Origin of the sequence: Kribbella sp. NBC_01510, assembly GCF_045040325.1 — a bacterium.
Classification (GTDB): Bacteria; Actinomycetota; Actinomycetes; order Propionibacteriales; family Kribbellaceae; genus Kribbella.
Genome location: NZ_CP109418.1, coordinates 546,801 through 573,235 on the forward strand (window position 1 = coordinate 546,801; position 26,435 = coordinate 573,235).

27 protein-coding genes are annotated in these 26,435 nt (G+C 68.9%); 15 read left to right on the top strand and 12 right to left on the bottom strand.

Annotated elements, in window-relative coordinates; translation table 11 throughout:
- Positions 1-31: 31 nt before the first annotated feature.
- Genes OG558_RS02720 through OG558_RS02730 form a run of 3 tightly spaced genes read right to left on the bottom strand, consistent with a single transcriptional unit; the run spans position 32 to position 3,871 of the window.
- A complete protein-coding gene (locus tag OG558_RS02720; protein ID WP_405068786.1) occupies positions 32-1,312 on the bottom strand; it encodes an AI-2E family transporter in 1,281 nt (426 codons plus the stop codon).
- A 30-nt stretch (positions 1,313-1,342) separates the two neighbouring features.
- Complete coding sequence (locus OG558_RS02725) at positions 1,343-2,713, bottom strand: glutamate mutase L (protein ID WP_405068787.1); 1,371 nt, start codon at positions 2,711-2,713, stop codon at positions 1,343-1,345.
- 3 nt (positions 2,714-2,716) lie between these two features.
- A complete protein-coding gene (locus OG558_RS02730; RefSeq protein ID WP_328526714.1) occupies positions 2,717-3,871 on the bottom strand; it encodes a cystathionine gamma-synthase in 1,155 nt (384 codons plus the stop codon).
- Positions 3,872-4,048: 177 nt separating this feature from the next.
- Here OG558_RS02730 and OG558_RS02735 point away from each other — a divergent pair, with 177 nt between their 5' ends.
- The 5 genes from OG558_RS02735 (at position 4,049) to OG558_RS02755 (ending at position 8,324) form a co-directional block, all read left to right on the top strand.
- Positions 4,049-4,630, top strand: a complete 582-nt coding sequence (locus OG558_RS02735; RefSeq protein ID WP_405068788.1) for a hypothetical protein — start codon at positions 4,049-4,051, stop codon at positions 4,628-4,630.
- Positions 4,631-4,637: 7 nt separating this feature from the next.
- A complete protein-coding gene (locus tag OG558_RS02740) occupies positions 4,638-5,999 on the top strand; it encodes a hypothetical protein (protein ID WP_405068789.1) in 1,362 nt (453 codons plus the stop codon).
- Positions 6,000-6,108: 109 nt separating this feature from the next.
- Positions 6,109-6,690: a hypothetical protein gene (locus OG558_RS02745; RefSeq protein WP_405068790.1), complete on the top strand. Its 582-nt coding sequence runs from the start codon at positions 6,109-6,111 to the stop codon at positions 6,688-6,690.
- A 10-nt stretch (positions 6,691-6,700) separates the two neighbouring features.
- Complete coding sequence (locus OG558_RS02750) at positions 6,701-7,732, top strand: hypothetical protein (RefSeq protein ID WP_405068791.1); 1,032 nt, start codon at positions 6,701-6,703, stop codon at positions 7,730-7,732.
- A gap of 160 nt (positions 7,733-7,892) precedes the next feature.
- Positions 7,893-8,324, top strand: coding sequence for an SRPBCC family protein (locus tag OG558_RS02755; RefSeq protein ID WP_329481396.1), 432 nt, complete (start codon positions 7,893-7,895; stop codon positions 8,322-8,324).
- A 52-nt stretch (positions 8,325-8,376) separates the two neighbouring features.
- Here OG558_RS02755 and OG558_RS02760 read toward each other — a convergent pair whose 3' ends face one another.
- Together OG558_RS02760 and OG558_RS02765 are read right to left on the bottom strand one after the other, a co-directional pair.
- Complete coding sequence (locus OG558_RS02760) at positions 8,377-8,682, bottom strand: DUF1905 domain-containing protein (protein WP_405068792.1); 306 nt, start codon at positions 8,680-8,682, stop codon at positions 8,377-8,379.
- A gap of 57 nt (positions 8,683-8,739) precedes the next feature.
- Complete coding sequence (locus OG558_RS02765; protein WP_405068793.1) at positions 8,740-9,402, bottom strand: YitT family protein; 663 nt, start codon at positions 9,400-9,402, stop codon at positions 8,740-8,742.
- 62 nt (positions 9,403-9,464) lie between these two features.
- Here OG558_RS02765 and OG558_RS02770 point away from each other — a divergent pair, with 62 nt between their 5' ends.
- Complete coding sequence (locus OG558_RS02770) at positions 9,465-10,907, top strand: PLP-dependent aminotransferase family protein (RefSeq protein WP_329481399.1); 1,443 nt, start codon at positions 9,465-9,467, stop codon at positions 10,905-10,907.
- Between the two features lie 87 nt (positions 10,908-10,994).
- The gene (gene msrA / locus OG558_RS02775; protein ID WP_405068794.1) at positions 10,995-11,639 is read left to right on the top strand and encodes a peptide-methionine (S)-S-oxide reductase MsrA; all 645 of its coding nucleotides are present in this window, start codon (positions 10,995-10,997) and stop codon (positions 11,637-11,639) included.
- A 108-nt stretch (positions 11,640-11,747) separates the two neighbouring features.
- Here msrA and OG558_RS02780 read toward each other — a convergent pair whose 3' ends face one another.
- On the bottom strand, positions 11,748-12,782 hold the full coding sequence (locus tag OG558_RS02780; protein WP_405068795.1) for a lysylphosphatidylglycerol synthase transmembrane domain-containing protein: 1,035 nt from the start codon (positions 12,780-12,782) through the stop codon (positions 11,748-11,750).
- A gap of 91 nt (positions 12,783-12,873) precedes the next feature.
- Here OG558_RS02780 and OG558_RS02785 point away from each other — a divergent pair, with 91 nt between their 5' ends.
- Complete coding sequence (locus OG558_RS02785) at positions 12,874-15,174, top strand: CDP-alcohol phosphatidyltransferase family protein (protein ID WP_405068797.1); 2,301 nt, start codon at positions 12,874-12,876, stop codon at positions 15,172-15,174.
- A gap of 94 nt (positions 15,175-15,268) precedes the next feature.
- On the opposite strand, the gene OG558_RS02790 is transcribed toward OG558_RS02785, so the two are convergent.
- Positions 15,269-15,883 (bottom strand): hypothetical protein, encoded by a 615-nt coding sequence (locus tag OG558_RS02790; protein ID WP_329481408.1) that lies wholly within the window; start codon positions 15,881-15,883, stop codon positions 15,269-15,271.
- 189 nt (positions 15,884-16,072) lie between these two features.
- Here OG558_RS02790 and OG558_RS02795 point away from each other — a divergent pair, with 189 nt between their 5' ends.
- Together OG558_RS02795 and OG558_RS02800 are read left to right on the top strand one after the other, a co-directional pair.
- A complete protein-coding gene (locus OG558_RS02795; RefSeq protein ID WP_405068798.1) occupies positions 16,073-17,809 on the top strand; it encodes a sialidase family protein in 1,737 nt (578 codons plus the stop codon).
- A gap of 234 nt (positions 17,810-18,043) precedes the next feature.
- Entirely contained in the window at positions 18,044-20,041 is a 1,998-nt protein-coding gene (locus OG558_RS02800) for a hypothetical protein (protein WP_405068799.1), read from the top strand.
- Between the two features lie 57 nt (positions 20,042-20,098).
- Here the strand turns inward: OG558_RS02800 and bfr are convergent, their stop codons facing one another.
- The 4 genes from bfr to OG558_RS02820 all read right to left on the bottom strand — a co-directional run bounded on the left by bfr (position 20,099) and on the right by OG558_RS02820 (position 21,941).
- Entirely contained in the window at positions 20,099-20,578 is a 480-nt protein-coding gene (gene bfr / locus OG558_RS02805; protein WP_405068800.1) for a bacterioferritin, read from the bottom strand.
- Positions 20,565-20,774: a (2Fe-2S)-binding protein gene (locus tag OG558_RS02810; RefSeq protein ID WP_329481412.1), complete on the bottom strand. Its 210-nt coding sequence runs from the start codon at positions 20,772-20,774 to the stop codon at positions 20,565-20,567. Before OG558_RS02810 ends, bfr begins: the two co-directional genes overlap by 14 nt.
- A 116-nt stretch (positions 20,775-20,890) precedes the next feature.
- Positions 20,891-21,397: a GNAT family N-acetyltransferase gene (locus OG558_RS02815; RefSeq protein WP_405068801.1), complete on the bottom strand. Its 507-nt coding sequence runs from the start codon at positions 21,395-21,397 to the stop codon at positions 20,891-20,893.
- Between the two features lie 13 nt (positions 21,398-21,410).
- On the bottom strand, positions 21,411-21,941 hold the full coding sequence (locus tag OG558_RS02820) for a DinB family protein (protein WP_405068802.1): 531 nt from the start codon (positions 21,939-21,941) through the stop codon (positions 21,411-21,413).
- A 108-nt stretch (positions 21,942-22,049) separates the two neighbouring features.
- Between OG558_RS02820 and OG558_RS02825 the strand changes: the two genes are divergently transcribed.
- The 5 genes from OG558_RS02825 (at position 22,050) to OG558_RS02845 (ending at position 25,844) form a co-directional block, all read left to right on the top strand.
- Positions 22,050-22,943: an SDR family oxidoreductase gene (locus OG558_RS02825; RefSeq protein ID WP_405072104.1), complete on the top strand. Its 894-nt coding sequence runs from the start codon at positions 22,050-22,052 to the stop codon at positions 22,941-22,943.
- A 200-nt stretch (positions 22,944-23,143) separates the two neighbouring features.
- On the top strand, positions 23,144-23,968 hold the full coding sequence (locus tag OG558_RS02830; protein WP_405068803.1) for an alpha/beta fold hydrolase: 825 nt from the start codon (positions 23,144-23,146) through the stop codon (positions 23,966-23,968).
- A gap of 113 nt (positions 23,969-24,081) precedes the next feature.
- The gene (locus OG558_RS02835) at positions 24,082-24,912 is read left to right on the top strand and encodes an alpha/beta fold hydrolase (protein ID WP_405068804.1); all 831 of its coding nucleotides are present in this window, start codon (positions 24,082-24,084) and stop codon (positions 24,910-24,912) included.
- A gap of 70 nt (positions 24,913-24,982) precedes the next feature.
- Positions 24,983-25,123, top strand: a complete 141-nt coding sequence (locus OG558_RS02840) for a hypothetical protein (protein WP_405068806.1) — start codon at positions 24,983-24,985, stop codon at positions 25,121-25,123.
- Positions 25,124-25,127: 4 nt separating this feature from the next.
- On the top strand, positions 25,128-25,844 hold the full coding sequence (locus tag OG558_RS02845) for a class I SAM-dependent methyltransferase (protein ID WP_405068807.1): 717 nt from the start codon (positions 25,128-25,130) through the stop codon (positions 25,842-25,844).
- Here the strand turns inward: OG558_RS02845 and OG558_RS02850 are convergent.
- A complete protein-coding gene (locus OG558_RS02850) occupies positions 25,841-26,329 on the bottom strand; it encodes an NUDIX domain-containing protein (RefSeq protein ID WP_405068808.1) in 489 nt (162 codons plus the stop codon). The genes OG558_RS02845 and OG558_RS02850 overlap by 4 nt on opposite strands.
- Positions 26,330-26,435: the final 106 nt, after the last annotated feature.

A 26,435-nucleotide genomic window follows, 5' to 3' on the forward strand; every position in this document is an offset into this window, starting at 1 on the left:
CCTGACGGCCACACCGCTGACTGGCGCAGGGTTAGTCGTCTGCTGGGGCTGGGGTGGTGGGGTGCCTGCGTCTGGGGAATGGGGGTATGTGTCGCGGGGGTTCGGGGTCGACGTCGTTGCCGGCCAGGTAGTTGACGATGGTGTTGAGGACGGCGGCGGTCGGTACGGCGACCAGGGCGCCGACGATGCCGGCGATGATCACGCCGGTGGCGATCGAGAGGATGATGGCGAGCGGGTGGACGCTGACCGCGCGCCCGAGCAGGAACGGCTGCAGGACGTGCGCCTCGAGTTGCTGAACGCCGATCACCACCCCGAGCATGATGATCGCGACGATCGGGCCCTTGGCAACCAAGGCGACCAGTACGGCGACCACGCCGCTGACCAGCGCACCAACCACCGGCACGAACGCGCCGACGAACACCAGGATGCCGATCGCACTCACCAGCGGCAGACCGAGAATCGCCGCACCCAAAGCGATCCCGATCGAGTCCACAGCGGCCACGATGATGGTGGCTCGGACGAAAGCGGTCAGCGAGACCCAGGCCTTCCGCCCCGACGTGTCCGCCTTGACCCGGGCCCGGCGCGGGAACAGCCGGACCAGCCAGCGCCAGATCTGCTCGCCTTGGTAGAGGAAGAAGAACAGACAGAACAGCGAGATGAACAGACCCGCGACGACGTGGGTGGCCGTAGTACCGACGGCGGCTGCCTGCTGTCCGAGGAAACCTCCGGACGTGAACTGCTCGCGCAGTGACTTGATGGCGTTGGTGACGTCGGCGTCGGTGAGCCCGAAGTTGATCCGGCCGAGCTCCCGCAGCTTCTGCACACCCTCGCCGACCTGCGTCGACAGACTGTCGAACTGACTGGCGATCTGCGTCCCGACCAGCGTGAGCAGGCCGGCCACCACCACGATCGTGGCGATCACGGTCATCCCGGCGGCGGGACCACGCGGGATGCGGAGCCGCTGCAGGCCGTTCGTGATCGGGACGAGGAGTGCGGTGAGCAGTACGCCGACGATCACCGGGATGACTACCTCGGACAGGTACTGCACCGCATAGCCGATCACCAGGACGGCGGCGACGACCACCAGGAACCGCCAGGCCCACGCACTGGCGATGTGCATCCCGCGCGTCACCTCTGTGTCGCCCGGGCCGCCCGCCGACGTTCGCTCGGCAGCCACGGCTCCCGACGTCTCCGCCGGCACACTGGACTCCTCGAGCACCTGGTTGTCCGCGACCGGACTCGGATCGTCGTTCCCCTCCGGTGGCCTCCCGGTCGCCGACGCGTCCGCGTCGTCCCTCCCCGCCTCGCTCATCACACCTCCGCAGCTAGCTTGCTGCTGAGACTAGTGCCCGGCCGCGGCAGTTCCATGAATCCGGGCGGCCAAGCCCTCGGCGGCCTTCGGGTCCTCGCCGGCCAGCAGACCGACACCGGCCAGCACGTAGTCGGTGTCCACACAGACCTCGGCGCGCTCCGGCACGAGCCATCCTTCCTCCCGCGCGTTCGTGCCGACCGAGCCCAGGATCCGCGCCGCCACCTCCGGCCCGTTGTGCCGCAGCACTCCCCCGGATCCGACCAGGAGATCCACTTCGCGCAGATCCTTCCCGGACCGCTCGATCACCCGGCCACCCGGCCCGAACACGACCCGCTGCCGCCCCGCGTGCCGTCTGAGCGCGACCGTCGCGGCCACCGTCGCCAGGGTCTCGTCGTACGACGCCTCGAGCGCGCTGTCCGGCAGGTACGACGGATCACGGTGCCGGCGCGCGGCCGCCGTACGGATCGTGTCGTCGTCCGCGACCAGGCCCGCCTCGACGCCCGCGGCGACCACAGGTACGGCGCTCCACCGCATGCCGAGGTCGCCTTCGACGGTCCGCGTCACCGGGTGGGTCGCGACCACCTCACGGCCGAGGTTCGCGTCCTCGGGGTCGAGCTCGATCACCGAGTGCACGTCGGTCGTCGCCCCACCGATGTCCACGACGGCCACGTCACCGTGCAACCCGGCCAGCACCTCGACACCCCGCAGTACGACGTCGGGCGTGGCGGCCCGGACCATCCGTGCGAACGCGGGATCGCGGGACAGGTTCTTCCCACCGATCACGTGCGCGAGGAACATCTCCCGGATCGCGGCCCGCGCGCTGTCCGGCGCGAACACCCCGATCTCCGGTACGACGTTGTCCGCGAGCACATGCGGCACGTCGGCGGCCGTCAGGATCTCGCCGACCTCGGTCCGCGCCTCGAGGTTGCCGGCGACAACGACCGGTCGGCGCCACTTGTACTTCGCCAGCGTCTCGGTTGCCTTGAGCAACACTGCCGAGTTGCCTCCGTCCGTGCCGCCCAGCAGCAGCACGACATCGGGACGGTCCTTGCGAAGCTCCTTCTGGCTGGTTGCCGTGAGCCCACCGTTGACCACGGCAACGACCCGGCCACCGCTGGACAGTGCGACGCGCCGGCCCGCTTCGGCGGTGACGAGCTCCTCGTTGCCTACGACACCTATCCGCAGACCGCCACCCGCACTCGAGCAGGCGAGGACCTCGGCGTTATCGACGCCGCGGTCGACCTCCGCGAGGAGAGCCCGGCAGGCGTGCCAGCCGTCCATCACATCTGTGTCGATCGTGGTGCGATGCTCGGCTCGGGCGACCAGATCACCCGAGCCGGAGTCCACCGCGATCGCCTTGGTGAAGGTCGACCCGAAGTCGACCGCGACCACGAGCCCCACGGATCAGGACATCGCGCGGTCGAGGTCCTGCAGCAGGTCGTCGACGGTCTCGATACCGACACTGAGCCGGATCAGGTCGGCCGGGACCTCGAGCGGCGTGCCGGCGACCGAGGCGTGGGTCATCTTGCCCGGGTGCTCGATCAGCGACTCGACGCCGCCGAGCGACTCACCCAGGGTGAAGACCTCGGCCTTGTTGCAGATGTCCAGCGCGTGCGGCTCTCCCCCGGTGACCCGGAACGACACGATCCCGCCGTACCGCTTCATCTGCTTCGCGGCGGTCTCGTGGCCGGGGTGGCCGTCGATGCCCGGGTACAGCACCTGGCTGACGGAGTTGTGCCGCTGCAGGAACTCGACGACCTTCTCGGCGTTGTCGCTGTGCCGGTCCATCCGGACGCCGAGCGTCTTGATGCCGCGCAGCACCAGCCAGGAGTCGAACGGGCCGGCGACCGCGCCGATCGCGTTCTGATGGAAGGCGATCTTGTCGGCCAGCTCGGCGTCGCGGACGATCAGTGCGCCGCCGACGACGTCGGAGTGACCACCCATGTACTTCGTCGTCGAGTGCACGACCACGTCCGCGCCGAGCTCCAGCGGCTGCTGCAGGTACGGCGAGGCGAAGGTGTTGTCCACCACCAGCAGGGCGCCGGCGTCGTGGGCGATCTGCGCGACGATGGCGATGTCGGCGACGTTCAGCAGCGGGTTGGTCGGCGTCTCCAGCCAGACCACCTTGGTCTTGCCCGGGCGGATCGCGGCCCGGATCGCCTCGGGGTGGGTGACCGCGGCCGGCGTCATCTCGACACCCCACGCGCCCAGCACCTTCGAGAACAGGCGGAACGTGCCGCCGTACGCGTCGTCGGGGAAGACCACGTGGTCACCCGGCACGCACAGCGACCGGATCAGGGTGTCCTCGGCGGCGAGACCACTGGCGAACGCGAACCCGCGGTTGCCAGACTCGATCGCGGCCAGACACTCCTCCAGCGCCGTCCGGGTCGGGTTCGCCGACCGGGAGTACTCGTAGCCGTTGCGCAGCCCGCCGACGCCGTCCTGCTTGTAGGTGCTGGTCGCGTAGATCGGCGGCACCACCGAACCGGTGGTGGGGTCGGGCTCGTTCCCGGCGTGGATGGCGAGCGTCTCGAAGCCGTAGTGGTGTTCCGTGTTCACCGGACCAGCGTACGGCCTGGTCTGCTGCCGCCACGCACGCCGTCCACAGCCGGGACGATTCGATGGATCCGAGTTGTCCACAGCCGCGTCGGAGCCGGTGGCAACTGACCCGTACGGCAGCCTACCGTTGCGCTCAGTGGTTGCCCCCGGACCGCGGACGGAAGGACACAGCGCCGGATGAAGACGCAGGACAGGCCGCTCGACCAGGACGACCTGGCGATGGCGGACCTCGGCGAGATCCAGGACTGGACCAGCCTGGCCGGCCCCGACGGCGACGATTCCGGTCCGGAGGTCGTGCGGGCGCTGGTCCACCGCGTGATGGCAGAGACACCCTGGCAGCCGTGGCCGCTGCGGCAGGGTGAGGTGATCGCCGACGAGATGGTCTCCTGGGGATTCACCACTCCGCGCGGCTCGACCCTGATCGTGTTCGACGGCCTGGTCTTCGCCGACTGCCCCGACAGCGGCTGGTCGGCGTACGACATCGGCCCCGACGACATCGCCGCTGCAGAGGCCGGCCTGGACGCGCACTGGCCCGACCACTTCGCTCTGGCCACCCGCCACTGGGGCGAGCCCGACTACGTCGGCGACGACTCCGAGCCCGGCTTCGCCGACGACTGGGCTCCCGGCGCCGCCGCCGGCCACCGCCACCTGGCCGTCTGGCTGCGCCCGGGCGCCGAGCTCCACCTCTACAGCATCAAGCCCACCAAGGACCCCCTGACGAACGCCGTCGGCGTCAACTACGCCGTGTACATCGACTAGGAGACCGATGAGCGACCAGTCCCCCGCCGCCCGTCCCGGTTTTCGTGAACGCCGCAGCGCCGCCAAGGCCGCGAAGCGGGACCGCAAGTCCCGCTGGAAAGCCGAAAAACTGGGCGCGAAGTCAGCCAAGGCCGCCTTCGCCAACGCCCGCGCGGGCGTCCGGAGGATGAGCCGAGCCGAGCGTGGGGCAGTCGGCCGCGCCGGCCTGACCAGAGCCCACCTGGCCGAGATGGCGACGCAGCACGTCGCCGGTCACTTCAACGGCACGGCCCGGACCGTCGGCCTGAGCTACGAGGGCACCGCGCGCCAGCTCCTGGCGGACGCGGGAGGGCCCGACCGGATCCTGCAGTGGAACCCGGCCAAGATGGTGCGCAACGCCGCGTCCCGCTGGGCCGATGTCCGTCGGGGGACGAAGGAGCTCAAGGCCGGGTACGCAATGGCCCGCAACGCGGTCGACCGCATGGAACCGACTGACCTGCAGACCATCGGCGCCCAGCGAATGACCCCAGCCAGACTCCAGTACCTGGCGGAACAGGGCATGCGGCGAGTCGTCACCGGTGGCCCGTCAACCTTGGCGCCTGAGTTCCAGCAGCAGGCCTATGAGCAACTCGGAGCACAGCAGCCCGGAACACAGCAGGCCGCGCCGATCGGGCAGCAGCAGACCCAGCAGGTCCCGACCCCGCAGGAGGCGCTCCTGCGGGATCGGATCCAGCAGCTGGAAGTCGAGGTCGAGGCCCTCCGGAATCAGGTTGCCCAGCTCCAAGCACAGCAAGCCCAGCTCGAGCAGCAGCTCCAGGTCGCCCAGCAACTCCAGCCGGAAGTCGCCCAACAGCAACCCGAGGCAGCGGAAGCGCAAACCGGTGCGGCACAGCAACAGCCCGAAGGTGCCCCGGAGCGGGCAGAGGGTGCGCCGGAGCGGGCCGAGGGTGCACAGCGGCAGCCTGAGGTGGTGCAACCGCGGGCCGGGGCCCAGCAGCAGCCGGAGATGACTGAGGGCCAGCACGATGTCGGAATCCACCAGGTCGTCGAGACCCAGCGGCCGGCAGCCCGGCAGGAGGGCGACCCGGAGAACGCCCAGCACTGGGTGGACGCGGCCGCGGGACAGACGCCCGGGCAACCCGCGGCAGCGGCAGCCGAAGCCGTGGGGCAACGGCCCGACGGGCAACAGACCGCACCGGGCGGCGCGGCCAGGAACTCAGGAAACCTGTCGGTGCGAGACATGCAAGAGGTCCACGCTGCCTTTGCCGGCAGGCCGCCGGCCGAACCCTCGAGCCCCGCGGGCGCCCGGGACACCGCCGTCGCGGCCGAGAAGGGACTGCACAAGACAAGTCAGGACATCGAGCGGAAGGGCGACTCGATCAACCGCTGACCCTTTGATCCCGTGACCTGACCGCAACCATTGGCCCGATGACGTGACCCTGACCGCGCCCTACGGTTGCGGCCGAAAGGCTTGACAGAGACGGAAGGAACAAGCCCGGATGAAGACGCAGGACAGGCCGCTCGACGAGGACGACCTGGCGATGGCCGACCTCGCCGACGTAGCGGACTGGACCAGGGTGGCAGGCCCGGACAGCGACGCGTGCGGCCCGGCAGTGGTCCGCGCACTCGTGCAGCGGGTCACGGCCGCCACCGACTGGCAGCCATGGCCCCTGGCGGCCGGCGAAGAGATCGATCCGCTGGTGGCGTCGTGGGGATTCACCACGCGGCGCGGCAGCACGATCATCGTGTTCGACGGGCTCGCCTTCTCCGACTGCCGCAACAGCGGCTGGATCGCGTACGAGATCGAGCCGGACGACATCCCGGCCGCCGAGGCCGGACTGGACAAGGCCTGGCCGGACCACCTCGAGCTCGCCCGCAAGCACTTCGGCGATCCCGACTACGTGGGTGACGAGAGCAGCCCGACGTTCCTCGACGAGTGGGCTCGGGGTGCGGGCGCGGACCGGCGGCACCTCGCCGTCTGGGTTCGCCCCGGCGCCCAGATCCACCTCTTCAGCGACAAGCCCACCAGGGACCCGCTGACCAGCTCGGTTTGTGTCAACTACGCGGTCTACATCGACTAGGAGCTCGAATATGACCACGCCGTACCAAGGCCCAGGGATGTGGGAGCCGGGCAACCGGGAACAATTCGTCCAGTGGGGCGCGAACCTCTCGGAGCCCGACCAGATCGCCCTCCGCCGCGCGATCCGCATCCAACGGGCACTGGCCCCGATCATCAACGCAGCCGTCCGCGTCGAGCAGGTGGCCGCCCAGACGTATCAACGGCTGAGCGAGGGCGCCAAGTCCTTGGCGTCTCAGACCGCTCAGTTCGGCCGGGACACCGCCACCCGGGCCGGCGAGGTCCGGGACAACGCCGTCAACCGGGTGACTGATTTCGGGCAGCGGGTGCAGGTCCAGGCGGACCTCGCCACCCAGGTCGTGAACGAGCGCCTGGACGCTGCCGGCCGGGCGATCACAACCCAGGGCCGCGCCGCCGTCGAAGGTGCACAGAACCTGGGCCGCACCGCTGTCGACGGTGCGCAGGCGGCGGGCCGCAACGCCGTCCAGGCCGGTCGCAACGCCGTCGAAGGTGCACAGAACCTGGGCCGCACCGCTGTCGACGGTGCGCAGGCGGCGGGCCGCAACGCCGTCCAGGCCGGTCGCAACACGGTCGACCGGATATCCCGCTGGGCGCAGGATCGGCGGTCCAACGCGTCCAACCGCGCCAACGCCGCGCGGGCCGCCTTCGCCGCGTTCAAGAACCCGGCGTTGAACCAGGCCAACGTGGACGGCAAGGACATTCAGGCCCTGAGCGCCCACGCTCACGCTCTGGTCAGTGCGCAGACCCCCGAGGCGCGTGCGGCCGCCGCCCAGCAGTTGGTGCAGGCCGCCTCGTCCCTGCAGACGTCGAGCAACCAGCAAGGCCCGGGCCAGCACCGCGCCGGCGCCGACCGGGAGGGCAACCTCGCTCAGTTCGTCAGCGCCGGGCAGCCCTCCGCAGGTCAGATCCCGGCCCGGGCCGCCGCGCAGCCAACGAACCCGCAGGGCCAGCAGCAGGACCAAGGCGAAGCCCAGCGCATCGGCGGCCCAACAACCGACCCAAAGGGTCCCGCAATCACCAAGTAGCGCGCACCACCCCGAAGCACCCGAACGCCGCCGGCCACCCCGGCGGCGTTCGCCTTTCCACCCGCCCTTCCGGCAATCTCGAACTGGAGATCTTGACGCAACCTAGGGGTTGCAATAGATTGGGTCGCAACTAGATGGTTGCTATTCGCTGGAGGTTGTCATGGGGTTTCCCGATCGGATCGAACGGACGGTTGAGCTTGCTCACCCGCCGAAGAAGGTGTGGGCGGCGCTCACCACCGCGGAAGGGCTCGGCACCTGGTTCGGGCATCAGGCGACGATCGACCTGCGGCCGGGCGGGACCGGGCAGATGACCTGGAACAGCGGCGACAAGGCCGAGATGCGGATCGAGCGGATCGACGAGCCGACCATCTTCGGCTTCACCTGGCACATCTACGGCCTCCCCGCCGAGGACCCGCGCCGGACGTACGTCGAGTTCACGCTCGAACCCGTCGACACCGGCACCCGCCTCACCGTCGTCGAGTCCGGCTTCGCCCAGCTCCCCGACGAGGATTACCGCAAGGCCTTCAGCAGCAACACCGAAGGCTGGGCCTCCGAGCTCGGCGAACTGGTCGACTACCTCAACGCCGCCTGACCACACGGGCCGGCTGCCCCTGGCGTCGGCGGGCAGCCGGCTCGCGCAGGAGCTACAGGTCGGCGAGTTCGAGCCGGGTGTCGACCGGTGAGCCCTCGGTCAGGTGCTCGGCGATGCGCACCGGCTTCTTCACCGGCAGGAAGTAGCTGCCGGACTTGCTGGGAAAGACCGAGGTCTGCCACGTCGTACCGCCGACGGTGGCGGTGACACGCACTGAGCCGAACCCTTTGCGCGTACCCGCGGTCAGGTCGGCGATGTCGTCACTGATCTCCTCCGGGACCGTGACGAAGTACCAACTCCCTTCGCCCGGGTACTGCCACAGCGGCGCGGAGAACCGGAACGTGCCGAGACGACTCACCCCACAAACGCTAACTCCGACCACCGACAGCCGAGATGCCCGTACGCCGGGAGACGGTTAGCTAACCTCCTTGAGGCGGACGGTGAAGATCGGGAGGAGGAAGTGGACCAAGGGGCCGATTGACAGGGCGTAGACGACGGTGCCTACTCCGACCGAGCCGCCGAGCAGGAAGCCGGTCGCGAGGACGGCGAGTTCGAGCGTGGTGCGGACCAGGCGGACGCTGAGACCGGTACGTCGTACCAGGCCGGTCATCAGCCCGTCGCGCGGACCCGGGCCGAACTGGGCGCCGATGTAGAGCGCACCGGCCAGCGCGTTGACCACGACGCCGGCGACCATGAAGACGATCCGCAGCCAGAGCGCGTCCGGCCGGTCGACCGTGGCCAGCGTCAGGTCCGTCACCAAGCCAATGACGATCGCGTTGCTGATCGTGCCGAACCCGGGCCACTGCCGCAGCGGGATCCACGCCAGCAGTACGACGAAGCTGACCGCGATCACGATGGTGCCGAAGCTCAGCGGCAGGTGCTTGGTGATGCCGGAGTGGAAGACGTCCCACGGGTCCAGGCCGAGGTTGCCCTGGATCATCAGGCCCATCGAGGCGCCGTACAGGATCAGGCCGACGTACAACTGCACCAGGCGGCGCGGCAGGTGGCCCGCTTTCAGCTGCTGGAGCGGGTTCAGGGGCGCGAGCTGACGCGGCGGAGCATCGGAAGTGGCGGTCACCTGTCCAGTTTGTGCGGCAAGTGGCCTGGCGATCGATAGCCAATTGCGTAATAGTGGACTGCATGAAAGGGCAATATCTCCCCGCCAGCACTCTCACCGGCCTGCTCGGCGCCTGGGCCGACGGGACGGGTCCGGCGTACCGGGTCCTCGCCGAGCGGCTGCGACTGCTGATCGCGGACGGCCGGATCATGCCGAGTTCGCGGCTGCCGAGCGAGCGCGAGCTGACCGAGGCTCTCGGCGTCAGTCGTACGACGGTCGCCTCGGCGTACCGGGAGTTGCGCGACGGCGGGTACCTGATCAGCCGCCGCGGCTCGGGCAGTGTCACCGCACTCCCCGGCCGGCTCGAGCCTGAGCTCGGACGGCACCACGCCCCCACATTCGACACCGAGGCGCACTACGACTTCACCGCCGCGGCGCCTGCCGCGATCCCGGGCATCAGCGCCGCGGTCGCCGCCGCGACGCCCGATCTCCCGGCTCACCTCGCCACCCCCGGGTACCACCCGCAGGGCCTGCCGGAGCTGCGCGAGGAGGTCGCGGCCGTCTACACCGAACGCGGGCTGCCGACCTCGCCGGACCAGATCATCATCACCGCCGGTGCGCTGGCCGCGACGTCGATCGCGATCCGGGCGATGACCCAGATCGGCGACCGGGTGCTGACCGAGAGCCCGACCCACCCGAACTCGGTCGACGCGATCCGGCACAGCGGCTGCCGGCTGGTGGCGGCGCCGATGGGGCCGACCGGCTGGGACCTTCCTTTGCTGGAGGCAACGATCAGGCAGACCGCTCCGCGGGCCGCCTGGATGGTGGTGGACTTCCAGAATCCGACCGGTTGGCTGATGTCGGCGGCGGACCGGCAGCGGCTGGCGATCGCGTTCGCGCGGACCCGGACGACGGCGATCATCGACGAGACGCTGTTCGGGCTGTCGCTGGACGGTCAGGAGATGCCGCCGCCGTTCGCGTCGTACCACCCGGAAGGCGTCATCACGGTCGGCTCGGCGAGCAAGCTGTTCTGGGGCGGGCTGCGGATCGGGTGGATGCGGGTGCCGGAGGCGCTCGTCGCCCAGGTCCTCGACGCGCGCGCTTCGCTCGATCTGGGGGCGCCGGTGCTGGAGCAGTTGGTCGTCGCCCGGCTGTTGCGGCAGCGCGCAGCACTCCTGCCGGAGCGGCGGGTGACGCTCGCCCGCCAGCGGGATGCGCTGGCGGAGGCCGTATCGGCGGAGTTGCCGTCGTGGCGGTTCCGGCTGCCGGGTGGCGGTTTGTCGCTGTGGTGCGAGCTGCCGGAGCCGGTGGGGTCGAGTCTGGTCGGGGTTGCGCAACGGAACGGCGTACTGCTGGTGGCCGGGTCGCGCTTCTCACCGGATGGTGGGCTGGAGTCCTTTATCCGGTTGCCGTACACGCTGCCGGCGGATGCGCTGCGTGACGGAGTCCGTCGCCTGGCGGCGTCGTACGCCGCGCTGACCACCGGTCCCGCGCCCGCCAGACGCTCGGCCGCAATGATCGCCTGACGTCATCGCGCCGTAAGGGGTGCGGGGAAGGATCACCTCACCGGGAGCGTTGGGAGACTATGAGAGTCACACTGCGAGAGGCGTGAGATGTCGTTCTTCAAGCGCAACACAGCTCTGGTCGAGCCTGAGGCCGCACTGCCCGGCCGGCCCACCCCTGGCTTCGCCGTCCCGGCCGAGAACATCGTGCTCGGTACGCCGCAGACCGCCGCCGCACCCGAGGGGTTCGAGGAGGTCTGGTTCGGCACCGGGTGTTTCTGGGGGACCGAGGAGATCTTCTGGCAGCAGCCCGGCGTGTACACCACGGCCGTCGGCTACGCGGGCGGTTACACCCCCAACCCGACGTACGAGGAAGTCTGCAGCGGCCGCACCGGCCAGACCGAGGCGGTCCGGGTCGTGTACGACCCGACCAAGACCACCTTCACCGACCTGCTGAAGGTCTTCTGGGAGACCCACGACCCGACACAGGGCATGCGGCAGGGCAACGACCTCGGCTCCCAGTACCGCTCGGCCATCTACTACACCACCGACGCCCAGCGCGCCGAGGCCGAGCGCACCCGGGACCTCTACGCCCCGGTGATCAAGCCCCTCGGCTACGGCGCCATCACCACCGAGATCGCCCCGGCGACGACGTTCTACTACGCCGAGGGCTACCACCAGCAGTACCTGTACAAGAACCCGAACGGCTACCGCTGCCACAGCAACACCGGCGTACCGTTCCCGGCAGACGCATAACAGCAAACAGAAGTCTGAGGGCACCACTTCCGCGGTGGTGCCCTCTGTCGTCAGAGTCCGGTGGTTGTCGACTGCGGTTTGCCGCAGCCGAGCAGGGTGGCGGGGCGATCAGGCATCTACGGCGCTCCCGACTCGCTCCGGCTGCGCCTCGGTCGGGCCGCGCGCACTGTCCCGGGCGCGCCGACGCGCAACTACCAGGACGACGGCTCCAGGCAGAGTTGCGACCAGCGCGAGCATGCCGTACACCACCGCGACTGTGACGCCCAGCGCCGCGCCCAGCCCGACCGAGCCGAACGCCCATGCGGCGGCGCCCTCGCGCGGGCCCCAGCCTGCGATGTTCGTCGGCACCGCCGAGGCCGTCAGCACGACCAGTGCCAGCGGCAGCAGCCGAGCCAGCGACACGTCCGCCCCGGTCGCTCGCACTGCGATCAGGAACACGGCGGCATGGCCGAGCACGGCGACGGTGGAGGCGAGCAGGATGCCCGGCCAGGCCCGCGGCGCGAGGACCGCGTCGCGGAGGTCGGTGGTGAAGGCGCGTCCGATCCGCGAGGAGAGGCGACGTCGGTTCAGGTATAGGGGTACGGCGATGAGTGCCACACCGGCGACGACCACGACCGGCACGGCGACCGAGGGAACAAGCGAGCCGGCGGGCCAGGACAGCAGGAGCAGCACGGCCACGGTCAGCACGATCTGTACCGCAAATCCCGACGCCCGCTCCCACGCGACGGCCCGCAGGCTCCGGCTCAGGTCGCCGACTTCGCGCCCGTGGCGCACGGCGCGGTGTACGTCGCCCACCACCCCGCCGGGCAGCGTGGCGTTGAGGAACTGGGACCGGTAGTACGCAGCCACAGCGGTCCTCAGCGGCAGCTCGACGCCGAGCCCGCCGGCGACGAGCCTCCACCGCCATGCACAGCACAACGTGGTCAGCGACGTGATTGCGAGCGCGGCGGCGAGCGGCCAACCGGTCGTCAGTCGGAGCCCGTCCACCAATGGGCCCGTGCCCACCCGCCAAACGAGAACGGCGAGGATCGCGGCGCCGCCCGCCACGCGCGCCCAGGTCCAGATGCTTCGGCTGATGGCGGTTCCGATCTCGTAGTTGGGGCCTCGTACCAGTAACACGGCCGTCACCTGCCGCTGGTTCATCCGGTCACGCGGCGGCCTCCTTCTCCCGCCCGGATGAACCGGTGCGACGCTGTCCTCGTATGACTGTCGTACCCGTCGATACGGAGGCACTGTGCGTCTGGTTCAGGGTCGAGTGCGCAGCCGCATCCTGACCGGCCCACTCGCCGGCTTCGCTTGTCTGCTCGTGCTCCTCGGTGTACTCGCGGCGACCACCGGCCTCGACGTCGCCGGCTGGGCGACCGGCGTCGCCTCCGGAGCCGGCCTTGCCGCGCTGCTTGCCCGCGCGATGGCGCATCACCGTCGTGACGGGCTGGGGCCCGCGGACAGAGTGACACTGGCTCGCGCGGTCCTCGCCTGCGGGGTCGCGGCGCTTACGGCGGACTCGTTGGGAGGCAAGGCGCCGGTGGCGATCCTCGTGGCGCTCTCGACGATCGCGCTGGTCCTCGACGGGGTGGACGGTCAGGTCGCTCGGCGTACCGGCACCGCTTCGGCGTTCGGGGCGCGCTTCGACATGGAAGTCGACGCGTTCCTGATCATGGTCCTGAGCGTGTATGTCGCCCATACGACGGGCTGGTGGGTGCTTGCGATCGGTGCGGCCCGCTATGCATTCGTGGCCGCCAGCTGGGCGTTGCCGTGGCTGCGCGGTTCGCTCCCGCCTCGCTACTGGGCCAAGGTAGTCGCCGCGATCCAGGGCATCGCCCTGACCGTCGCGGCGGCCGGCATCCTGCCCGATGCCGTGACCACGGTGGTGCTGCTGATCGCGCTGGGATTGCTGGCCGAGTCGTTCGGCCGTCAGATCTGGGGGCTCTGGCGCCTGGCCGGAAGCCCGCCCGGCACCCGTGCCACCGTGACGTCGGCGCTGGCGGTGCTCCTGGTCTGGGCTGCGCTCCTCGTGCCGGACCACACCGGCGACCTGTCGCCGGGCGCCTTCCTCCGGATCCCGCTCGAGGGCCTGGTGTTCGTCGTCCTCGTAGCGGTGCTGCCGTCGAGACTCGCGCGGATCCTCGCAGTGATCGGCGGTCTCCTCGTCGGGGTGCTGATGATCCTGCGGCTGCTCGACAGAGGCTTCTACTTCGTCTTCGACCGCGCCTTCCACCCCGTCTACGACGCGGCGTACGCCGGCTCCGCGCTGGGCCTGCTCGGCGACTCGATCGGCCGCGTCGGCGCCCTCGCAGTCTTCATCGGAGCCGGAGTCCTCTGCGTGGCCCTGCTCGCCCTGCTGCCGCTGTCGGCAGTGCGGGTGACCCGGCTCGTGGCGAGACACCGGCGGCCGACGATCCGGATCGTAGCCGTCCTGGCCGCGATCTCGATCGTGCCCGCGCTGACCGGCACTGGGCCGGAGCCCGTACGACAGCTCGCCTCGACCTCCGCGGCTCGGCTCGCCACGCAGGTCCGTGACGACCTCCGCGACCAGCGGGAGTTCGTGCGGGCGCTCAAGCAGGATCCCTTCCGCGACACCCCGGGCAAGGACTTGCTAACCGGTCTGCGGGGCAAGGACGTGCTCGTGGTCTTCGTCGAGAGCTACGGACGCACGGCGCTCGACTCTCCTGTCGTCGGGTCGGCGCTCCAGGCCGGGGACCGGCGGCTGCAGCAGGCCGGCTTCTCCTCGCGCAGCGGCTTCCTCACCTCGCCGACGTTCGGCGGCATCAGCTGGCTGGCGCACTCCACCCTGCAGTCCGGGCTGTGGGTGAACAATCAGCGGCGGTACGACCACCTCGTCACCCTCGACCGGCTCACTCTCACCGACGCGTTCGGTCGCGCCGGCTGGCGAACAGTCGCCGACGTACCGTCCAACGACGAGGACTGGTCGGTGGCGAAGACGTACTACCACTACGACAAGGTCTACGACCGCCGGAACGTGGGGTACGCCGGGCCGCCGTTCAGCTATGCCTCGATGCCTGACCAGTACACCCTGGCCGCGCTCCAGCGGCTGGAGTTGGAGAAGCCGAACCGCGCCCCCGTCATGGCCGAGGTCGACCTGGTTTCCAGCCACACCCCCTGGGCACCGCTCCCCCGGCTCGTCGACTGGAGCCGGCTGGGCGACGGCTCGGTCTTCGACCCGATGCCGGCCGAGGGCGACTCGCCGGAATACGTGTGGCGACAGCCGGACCGTGTGAAGGCCGCCTACGCACAGTCCATCGCCTACTCGCTGGATGCCCTGACCTCGTTCGTACAGCAGCTCCACGACCGCAACCTGGTGCTCGTCGTCCTCGGCGACCATCAGCCGGCCAGCATCGTCTCGGGCAATGGGGCGAGCCACGACGTGCCGGTGAGTATCATCGCCGCCGACCCAGCCGTGACGGATCGGGTAGCGGACTGGGGCTGGCGGGACGGGCTGCGGCCGGACGCCGGCGCACCGGTCTGGCCGATGGATACCTTCCGGGACCGGTTCCTCACCGCCTACGGCCGCTAGCCCCGCCCACCTCCTCAGCACATCTGTGCGCGGAAGTGCGCAACGCTTCTTCGCCCTGGCGGTATTGCTACCACCAGCAGTACCTCCACAAGAACTACTCGGATCGGATCGCAGGACTGGTTCTCAAACGGGCGATTCCCAGCCAGATCATCAGGATCAGGAACATCAGTGGGGCGACGACGTCGAGGGCATGGAAGCCGAGCGGAGCCCCGACGCCGCGGAGCCCGCAAGCAACGGCGACGACGATGCACGACACTCGCAGGGCCGACGTCTGCATCCGCGTCGCGACAACGCCGACGAACAAAGCGATCGTGATGAACAACGCGTCGTCAGACCAGTCAGCCCAACGAGCGGCCGATATGGTGCCGGACGCACCGAGCCGGTCATCGAGAGCGAGCACCAGCACCGGCACGGCGGTCCCCAGGCTCGCGAGTGCGACGAGCCCGCCGCTGATCAACAGCGGCCACCCACCACCGACCCAGCGCAGAAGGACCGCGAGCACCATCAGCAGTACGACGACCGCCGCCAGCCCGACGGCCTGCGTGATCACAACGGCGCTGCGGTGCACCTGATAGAACGACGAGATGGCCTCCGCCGGGCGATCGGACTCCGGCAGCGATACGACGGCCGAGCCGACGAAGACAAGTACGACGAACAGCACGAACCACAAGCCGTCGTACGACCGGCGCCCAGGCAATGCAACGAACACGGCACCTCCCCCGCACCCCATGCTCCGCACCACCGAGGGCGTGTCAACGTCCCAGCCAGTCTGTCCGGAGGTTGACCGCCCTCGCCGGGGGTTGAGGTGTTGTGTGGTGGGGGCTGTGGGTGCAGTGTCGAGGCGTCCAGACGGGCCGGGAAACGGTCCCGGGCCGATGGTCGTTCCCGGGGAGGGATCATGGGCGCATCACGCCGCATCATCGCTTCCGTCGCTGCACTCGCAGCCGCCTTCGCCGGAGCCGCCGTCGCTGCTTCTGCCTCACCGGCGGATTCTGAGGTCACCGTCGGTAGCCCGTCGACGCCGTTCTCGCAGAACAAGCAGAACGAGCCGGCCGTCGCCATCGACGCACACGACCCTGGCGTCGTGGTCGCCGGGGCGAACGAGGAGATCGACATGGAGTCCTGCGCGGCAGGCGACCCGTCGACCTGCCCGTTCACCAACGGGGTCGGCGTGTCCGGGGTGTACTTCTCGTTCAACGGCGGGGCCTGGACACAGCCGACGTACACCGGGTGGAGCGCCCGGCACTGCCTCGGTCCGGCGGTCTGCACCCCGCGCGTAGGCCCGATCGGCACCCTACCCCACTACTTCGAAGCCGGGCTGGTGTCCGACGGTGACCCGGCAGTGGCGTTCGGCCCCCGGCCTGGTCCCGGCGGCACCTTCTCGTGGAGCAACGGGTCGCGGCTGTACTACGCGAACCTGACCTCGAACTTCGGCGCCACCCGGCAACTCGAGACCTTCCGCGGCTTCGAGGCGATCGCGGTGTCGACCACCGACGACGTGCGTGGAGCGTCGGCGAACAACGCCTCCGCCTGGCGGGCGCCGGTGATCATCTCCAAGCAGTCCTCGACGACGTTCTCGGACAAGGAGCAGGTCTATGCCGACAACGCCTCGAGCAGCCCGTTCTTCGGCCACGTCTACGTGTGCTGGGCGTCGTTCCGCAGCCAAGAGAAGGGGCACGCGCTCCCGGTACCGTTGACCGTCGCGACATCCACTGACGGCGGAACCAGTTGGACCACTCGTCAGGTAGGACCGGCGACGAGCAACGGCATCAACAGCCAGCCCGACGGCTGCGTCGTACGTACGGACAGCACGGGCGCGGTCTACGTCTTCGGCGTCGGCACCCGACAGGGCACCAACTTCCAGATGATGTACCGGTCCACCGACGGCGGCGCGCACTTCAAGGGACCGTTCCTGGTCACGCCCGTTGTGAAGCCGGGTGTCTTCGACCCGGTAGAGGGACGTCCCGTGATGGACGGCATCGCCGGGGCCCGGGTCGACCTGGCCGGCGGACCGAACGTCGACATCGCGAACGCCCGGCCCACTGGGACCGGTGGTACGAACGAGATCTTCATGACTTGGGCCGATGGCCGGCTGGGTCTCAACCACGAGCAACTGATGCTGACCTGGTCGCGGAACGCCGGACAGGCCTGGGCCACGCCGCTCGCAGTGCCGATCGCTGCCGGCGACCGGCCGGTCTACAGTGCACCGGCGGTGTCTCCGGACGGGTCGGATCTGTACGTCGTCTACAACGCGTTCACCACGCCATATCGCAACGACACCACGAGTCCACGTGGGCTGGTCGGCGTCGTACTGCATGCGAACGTGGTGAACGGCGTACCCACCGGCTGGTCGGTGCTCGAACGGACTCCAGTCGGAGATCCGCGCGGCAGCAGCGCGAACGCCCTGATCTCGGAGTTCCTCGGTGACTACGTGTACGCCGCGGCGACGAACGACTTCGCGGTCGCGGTCTGGAACGACACCCGCGACGCGGCTCCGTGCGACTCGATCAACGCCTACCGGGCCTCGCTGTACACGGCCAGCCCGGTGAGCCCGCCCAACGTGCTCGGCACCTGCCCGGCAACGTTCGGCAACAGCGACATCTTCGGAGGGCAGTACGCCGATCCGACGCCGTAACCACTCGCCGCGACTCGGAGAAGGACGCTCCTTCTCCGAGTCGCCGGCCGATGGCGCCAACGTTCTGAAGGCTCCGTGTTCTTGCGCCCGGCGCCTTTCAGGTCTCAAATGGCTGTGAAGCTTGGCGAACGGGCAACTCGGGGTGCGGCAAGCCGACCACTGCATCGCGGGGGTGCCGACGTGCTGACGTTCGGTCGTCACTCCAGTGGCACGCGATCAGCATGGAGGCAACCCATGAAGTTCACCTCTCAGATGACCCGCCGCAGAGCGGTGGGTCTGGCAACTGCGTCCCTGATCATCTCCGCCGGCCTGATCACCCCGACAACCTCGTTGGGTGCGGCCGCCGGAGGTACGCGCGCGATCCCCAGCGGCGGAACGACGAGCATCCAGACGCGTCCGTTGGGAATCGACGGTCTCCAGCAGCCGGAGCTGCGGCCCGGAGGCAGGGCAGAGGAGGAAGGCGCCGGCGAGGCTGGTCAGTTCACCCGTCCGCGCCCGGGTTTCAAGAACGGCAAGTTCCCGAAGAAACCACTCGACGCGCCAGTCGTCGCGTCCAGCGCCGTGGCCGGCTCCAACCCGGATGTCCTGGCGAGTGTGAACGGCCTGACCCACCGCGACCAGCGCCTCGCCAACGGCGGTAACCAGTTCTCGCTCGAGCCACCCGACCAGGCGCTGTGTGTCGGTAACGGGTTCGCCGTCGAGGCTGTCAACAGCGTGCTGCGGGTCCACAGCTCCGCGAACGCCGCCGCGCTGAGCGGGGTCCAGGACCTCAACACATTCTTCGGCTACCCGCCCGCGATCAACCGCACGACCGGCGTGATCGGGCCGCAGGTCATCGACCCGGTCTGCCTGTACGACCCGGACAACCAGCGCTTCATGGTGGTCCTCACCACTTTGGGCAGCCTGCCGAACGGCGACTTCACCGGCAAGAACACGATCGACCTCGCCGTGTCCAACACCGCGAACCCGCTCGGAACCTGGACCATCTACCACGTCCCGGCGCAGAACGACGGGACCGACGGCACACCCGACCACGGCTGCACCCTTGACGGTGTCGTCCACGGCCCGTGCTTCCAGGACTACCCGCACATCGGCCAGGACGCCAACGGCGTGTACGTGTCGACCAACGAGTACGACCTGTTCGGGCCGAACTTCAACGCCGCGCAGATCTTCGCGTTCTCGAAGGCCCAGCTCGCCGGCCACCCGGCCAGTGTGAACTTGACCCTGGTCGAGAACCTCGCCGTCGACGGCTCGCCGGGCTTCACCGTCTGGCCGGCCAACTCGCCGGCCGGGGAGTACTCCAGCGAGCGGAACGGCACGGAGTACGCGTTGAGCACGATCGCCGGTGACGGCAGCGAGACCGGCAACCCGACCGGTACCGCGCGCCGGCTGGGCATCTGGGGTATCACCAACACCGCGTCGCTGAACACCGCGGCTCCGAACCTCGGCATCACGAGCCGGCTGACGAACAGCCAGACGTACGTGGTCCCGCCGAAGTCGGACCAGAAGCCGGGCAACATCCCGTTGGGTGACTGCATCAACGACACGACGATGCCGACACCGTTCGGCCCCGGATGCTGGCAGGCCTTCTTCCTCCCCGCAGACGAACCCGCCCACAACGAGGTTGAGTCCACACCGGACTCGCTGGATTCGCGGATGCAGCAGACCTGGTACGTCAACGGCACTCTGTGGGGTTCCTCCGGTACGGCGGTCAGGGTGAACGGCGAACTCAAGGCGGGCATCGCCTGGTTCGCGGTGAGCCCGAAGATCAACGGCGCCGGCAAGATCGAGGGACGGGTGACCAAGCAGGGTTACATCGCCCTCGCGAACAACAACCTCACCATGCCGGCCATCGCCTTCACCCCGGCCGGCAAGGGTGCGATCGCGTTCTCGGTGCTCGGCGAGACCAACTTCCCGAGCGCGGGCTACGTCCGCATCGACGAAAGCGGGTCGGTGGGGTCGATCCACCTCGTGGCCGCGGGCCTCGGGCCGGCTGACGGATTCACGTCGTACAAGGCGTTCGTCGGAGATCCGCCGCGGACCCGTTGGGGTGACTACGGCGCCGCCGTGACCGACGGCGGCAACATCTGGCTGGCGTCGGAGTACATCGGCCAGACGTGCACACTCGCGGAGTACTTCCCCTCGCCGACCCTGGCGAATTTCGGAAGCTGCGGAGGCACGCGCACCAGCCTCGGCAACTGGTACACCAGACTCACCAAACTGAGTCAGTGAACTGAGGAGCGACGGAGGGCGTCACCTATGGGTGGCGCCCTTCGTGATTCGGCGGGGTTACTTGCCGGGGTCGAGTTGTTGGGCGAGGTATTGCTGGACGCCGATCCGCTCGATGGCGTCGAGTTGGCTTTCGAACCAGTCGACGTGTTTCTCCTCGTCGCGGACCATTTCCTCGAACACCGCGGCGGTGCCGTGGTCGCCGAGGCCGTGGCACTCCTTCGCGCCCGCGTTGAACTGCGCCACCGCGGCGAGCTCGCCCTCGAGTCCCAGCCGGAGCATCTCCTGGGCGTCCTCGCCGACTGTGACGGCACCGAGCTTCTGCAGGTTCGGGTGACCGTCGAACAGCAGGATGCGGCTGATCAGCTCGTCGGCATCCTTCATCTCGTCGATGGACAGGTCGTAGAAGGCCTTGCCCAGCCGGCCGAATCCCCAGTTGTCGAGCATCCTGGCTTCCAGGAAATACCCGTTGATCACCGTCAGCTCGAGTGTCAGCGCCTCGTTGAGCAGTACGACGACGCGCGGGTCAACCGGTTGCACTTGCGACCTCCGTGAACGAGGGTGCCGAGACCGACCTCCCATGCTGGCACAGCAACCGCTTCAACGAGAAGACGCAGCCACCACAGTTCCGTCCCGCCCCGGTCGCCCCGCAGACCTGCGCGACCGTCCGGGCGCCGTCGGCGATGCTCTCGCGGACGTCCCGGTCGCTGACGACCTCGCAGTGGCAGACGATCACACAGCTGAGGCTACCCTAACCATCTGGGTCCGTCACCGTCGTGTCCGTCACATGGGCAGCGTCCCCCGACCGAGTGATTTCAGCGAGTGGGACGCCGGTGTGAACCGACGTCCCGCTCAGCCGTGGAGGGACTTGGTGAACATCAGGTTGGCGGCGTCGTCGTTGCGGACCAGCTCACCCGGTGGGACCTGTTTGCCGTCGTACACCAGGCCGCGGCCGTCGGGTAGGTAGCCGCGGCGTACGTACATCCGTTGCGCGGTGCCGTAGTCGGCGTACAGCCCGACACCGATACCCACCACATCCGATCGCGCGGCAACCACCGCCTCGGCCGCGTCCATCAGAGCGCTCCCGATCCCCCGCCGCCGGAACTTCGGCAGCACATTGAAGTCGGCGATCTCCGGGATCCCGTCGAACGGCTCGTACGGCGACTCCCACCGCACGGTGACATATCCGGCGAACTCGTCCGCAACGGTTGCCACCAGCACGTCACGCGATCCGGCCCGCTGATCAGCCAGATACGTCTCGTACTGCGCCACCGGCTTGTCCCAGCCGAGCGCGGTGAACGCGGCCGAGATCACCTCCGGGTCGTCATCCCGCAGCGCCCTGATCGCGTATTCGTCCACGAAAGTCCTCCGGCTAGCCCATCGTCTTCTGGCCGTCGATCGTCTCTCGGATGATGTCGGCGTGGCCAGCATGCTGGGCGGTCTCGGCCGCGATGTGCAGGAAGACCCGGCGCACCGTCCAGAAGACACCCGGTGGCTGCCAAGGCGCGGCCGGGAGCTCGTAGCTGGCGTCGAGGTCGAGCGTACGGACCAGGTCGTCGGTGGCCGCGGCGACCTTCTCGTACTCCGCGAGTACGCCGGCCAGCGTTTCACCCTCGGCGAGCCGGAACTGGTTCTCCCACGCGGCGATCATCTCCGGGGTGTACTCGATCTCCTCGGAGACCTCCTTGCCGCCGCCTCCCTGGGTGAAGTCGGCCCAGGTCCGCTCGACCGCGGTGACGTGCTTGATCAGGCCGCCGACCGTCAGGGCGCTGACCGTACTGCGGGTGTTCGCCTGCTCGTCGGAGAGGCCCTGCGCGGTGTGGCGCAGGAAGTAGCGGTGCTTGGCGAGGAGGTCGACGATGTCGACACGTTCACCGATCAGGGTCTGCTCGTTCGCTGTCATACCCCGAGCCTACGAGGCATGGAGGACAGCATTTGACCTCTATTACGAAAGACGCTGGCTTCTGGAGTCCGGACGTACGAGCGTGGTCGTGAAGGGGTGGTGAGTGAGATGTTGCTCGTTGTCGGGGGAACCGGAGATCTGGGGCATCGCGTCGTACGGCGCCTGCGCGCACAAGGGAACGCCGTCCGGTGCCTGGTCCGCCCGGGCACCGACGACTCCGGCCTCCTCGAGATCGGCGTCGACGTCGTACGCGGTGATCTCACCCAGCCGGAGAGCCTCCGTGCCGCCTGCGCGGGAGTCGACACGGTCGTGGCGACAGCGACCGTGATCGGACGCCGACTCGCCGGAGCACGTACGCCGTCGATCTACGAGGCCGACGAGGTGGGGATGGCGTCGTTGGTCGACGCGGCCGAGGCCGCCGGGGTGGAGCGGTTCGTGTACGTCTCGTATGCCGGCGCGGACGCCGCCATCGGTACGCCGCTGGAGCGCGCCAAACTGGCGACCGAACAGCGACTGAGCAGGTCGGCGATGCGTACCGTGGTCGTCCGGCCCGACGCGTTCCAGGAGGTCCATCTGGCACCGCTGGGACGCTTCGACATGGGCGCGGGCAAGATCGCGGTGATCGGCAAGGGCGACACGAAGCGACGCTGGGTCGGCACCGACGACGTCGCCGCACTCGTCACCGCCGTAGCGGTCGAGACCGATCCACCCGCCGTCGTCGAGTTCGGCGGCCCCGAGGCCATCAGTCGCAACGAAGCCGCCTCGATGGCGGAGGAACTCACCCATCGCCGGATGAAGGTGCAGCACCTGCCCCGGTCGGTCGCCCGGCTCGCGATCCGTCTGCTCGACAAGCGGAACGACGCTCTCGCCTCCATCTTCGGCGCGGGTCTTCTCCAGGACCTCCACGAGTCGCAGTGCGACGACGAGCCGTTGCGGCAGCGCGGCATCAAGCCGACGTCGGCCGGCGACTACCTCCGCGAGCAAGCCCGTCTACTCCCCTGAGCCGTGTCCCAATAGCTACCGGCATCGGCGGTCGCGGGCTAAGGTGACGTGGGGGTGGTGAGGCCACCGAACCTGTTGCTGACAAAGGGTTTCGGGCCGATGACGATCGGTGCGAAGCCCAAGACGTCGGGCGTTTGCGAAGCCTGCCCGACGTCCCATCGAGTCATGCCTGGATGACGCACTTCGAGGGGGCAACACACGTGGGAACGATCACGACCAGCGACGGCATCGACATCTTCTACAAGGACTGGGGCAGCGGTCAGCCGATCGTGTTCAGTCACGGCTGGCCACTGTCGGCCGACGACTGGGACAATCAGCTGCTGTTCTTCCTGCAGCAGGGGTATCGCGTCGTCGCTCATGACCGCCGCGGTCACGGGCGATCCACGCAGACCGCCGACGGTCACGACATGGACCACTACGCCGACGACCTGGCCGCGGTCGTCGAACATCTCGACCTGCACGACGCCATTCACGTCGGCCATTCGACCGGCGGCGGCGAAGTCACGCACTACCTCGCCCGGCACGGCGAAGGCCGCGCCGCCAAGGCCGCGCTGATCAGCGCGGTACCGCCTCTGATGGTGAAGACCGACGCCAACCCCGAGGGCCTGCCCAAGGACGTGTTCGACGACCTGCAGGCCCAACTCGCGGCGAACCGCTCCGAGTTCTACCGCGCACTGCCGACCGGACCGTTCTACGGCTTCAACCGGCCGGGCGTGGAGTCCTCCGAGGCGATCATCGCGAACTGGTGGCGCCAGGGGATGATGGGCGGCGCGAAAGCTCACTACGACGGCGTCGTCGCGTTCTCCCAGACCGACTTCACCGAAGACCTGAAGAAGATCTCCATCCCGGTGCTGGTGATGCACAGCGAGGACGACCAGATCGTTCCGTACGTCGCATCCGGCCCGAAGTCGGCGGCGTTGCTGAAGAACGGGGTCCTCAAGACCTACAAGGACTTCCCGCACGGCATGCCGACCACCCAGGCCGACGTGATCAACGCCGACCTGCTCGAGTTCCTGCAGTCGTAATCCCTTGCTCGACCGCGGTACGGCGTACAACTGTGCGCCGTACCGCAATCACACACGGCTTCGTCACGCTCGACGCCCTCCCGGCGACAGTCGCCTGACGAAAGGACCTTTGGATGTACAGCGATCGACCGCGTCCAGCTCTCTTGCGGGTGTTCACCATCCTGGCAGCAGTCCTGGCCGTCGTACTGACCGCCGTGACGCCCGCCGCGGCGTCCCACCCCAGCGGCCCGAAACCCACCATCGTGCTGGTGCACGGCGCCTGGGCCGACGGATCCAGCTGGGCCAAGATCACCAGCCGCCTCCTGGACGACGGCTACACAGTGCGCGTACCACCGAACCCACTGCGCAGCCTGCCCAACGACGCCGCGACCATCAAGGACTTCCTCTCCACTCTGTCCGGACCGATCGTCCTGGTCGGGCACTCGTACGGCGGGGCCGTCATCACCAACGCGGCGACCGGCAATCCGAACGTCAAGGCCCTGGTCTACGTCGACGCCTTCGCCCCCGCGGCAGACGAGTCGATCTTCCCGCTGGCCGGCGCCGACTCCGCCCTGGCCGTCCCTGATCCCAGCACCGTCTTCGACTTCGTCCCCTACCCGGGCGCGCCCGCCGGTGACGTCGACCTCTACCTCAAGCACGACACCTTCGTGAACTCGTTCGCGTCCGGGGTCCCGCGCCGCCAGGCCGAGAACCTCTATCCCGCGCAGCGACCCCTCACGCTCGCCGCCGGAAACGGCGTGTCAGGTACGCCGGCGTGGCTGACGATCCGGTCCTGGTACGTGCTCGGCACCAGCGACCTCATCATCACGCCGAAGGCCCAGCTGTTCATGGCCACCCGAGCCCACTCCACCATCACCCGAATTCCCGACGGCCACCTCGGCCTGATCACCAACCCCCGCCCCATCACCAAGGTCATCGAACAAGCCGCCCGCTCCAGCCACTGAGTCACACGTCGCCGGGCCCAGGCTGCCTTCCAGCTCCCTGGGCCCACCGACGGGCGCGTCGTACCTTCCCGTGTACTTCGTCGGAGTCAGGTGCTCACTCCCCGAGCTGCGCCGACGAGAGCTTGCGCGCGGCAACCGCACAACAGCCTTCGACCAGCTGCGATCCCGGGCGCCAGGGAGCAAAAATCGTTTGCGAGCCGGGAGAGGGTAGGACGGTGGGATATTCCGACGCGGATGCTGCCGAGCTCTACGACCTGCTCAACCGGTGGGGGAAGAGCGACGACTTCTACCTGTCCTTCGTGATGGATGCAGGCAGTGTGCTCGACGTGGGGTGTGGGACGGGCGTGCTGCTCGCGCGGGCGCGGGCGGAAGGTCACACCGGGCGGTTCGCGGGGATCGATCCCGATGTGTCGATGCTCGAGCGGGCCCGGCGGCGAGTGCCGGATGCGGAGTGGGTCGAGGGGAAGGCCGCGGACATCGCCTGGGTGGGTGAGTTCGACAGAGCGATCATGGCGAGCAACGCGTTCCAGTTCTTGGTGACAGACCTGGAGGAGTCGCTGCACCGGATCCGGGAAGCGCTCGTCGACGGCGGCCGGTTCGTCTTCGGTACCCGCAACCCGGAGGTCCGCGAGTGGGAGTCGTGGAACCCCACCAACCCGTACGACGTCGTCGACCACAACGGACGCGAACTCCGGATGATCTACCACGTCGAGAAGGTCGAGGGCGACGTGGTCACGTTCACCGAGACGACCGCGCTCCGCGACGACACCCCGCTGCGCACCGACCGCGCCAGCCTCAACTTCCCCGGCGTCGACACGCTGAACGCCGTACTCACCAAGGCCGGCTTCACCATCGAAGCGCAGTACGGCGACTGGTCCCGAGGCCCACTCACCTCCGCCAGCGAGAACATCATCACCGTCGCTCGCCGTTAGCGGGCCTGGAAAACCCCCGACGCGCGGAAGGCGGCGTACAACTCCAGCACCATCCGAGTCGGCGGATGCAGGTCCGCCGGTGGTTGATCGAAGAAGGCCGCATCCAGCACCTCGTCCGCCGCAGGACGCAGGTCGCCGGTCCAGCGGCGAGCCTCGAAGCACACGGCGAAGCAGTGCAGGACGTCGCCGCTCGGATAGGTCAGGGTGTGGACCTCGGCCTCCGACAGGCTGGCGAACGGGACCAGGTCCGCCTCCGCGACCACCAGCCCGGTCTCCTCGAGGAACTCACGTGCCGCCGCGGACCGGAAGCTGTCGCCCGGCTCGGCGGCCCCCGCGGGCAGCTCCCACAACCCGGAATCCCGACTTCGCTGCAGGAGCACTCGGTCGGCGGAATCGACCGCCAACACCTGGGCACCGGGCATCAGCACCACCCGAGACCCGACGTGTTGCCGCAACTGCCACAAGTAGGAGCCTTCGTACGTCATGCCCCCCACTATCGAGGTCGTAAGGACAGGAGGTAGTGCGGCGCAGCGGGTCTGGTCCGTGCGAACGCAGCGGGGCAACGACTGCCGAAGGGGACTACTTCCTGTC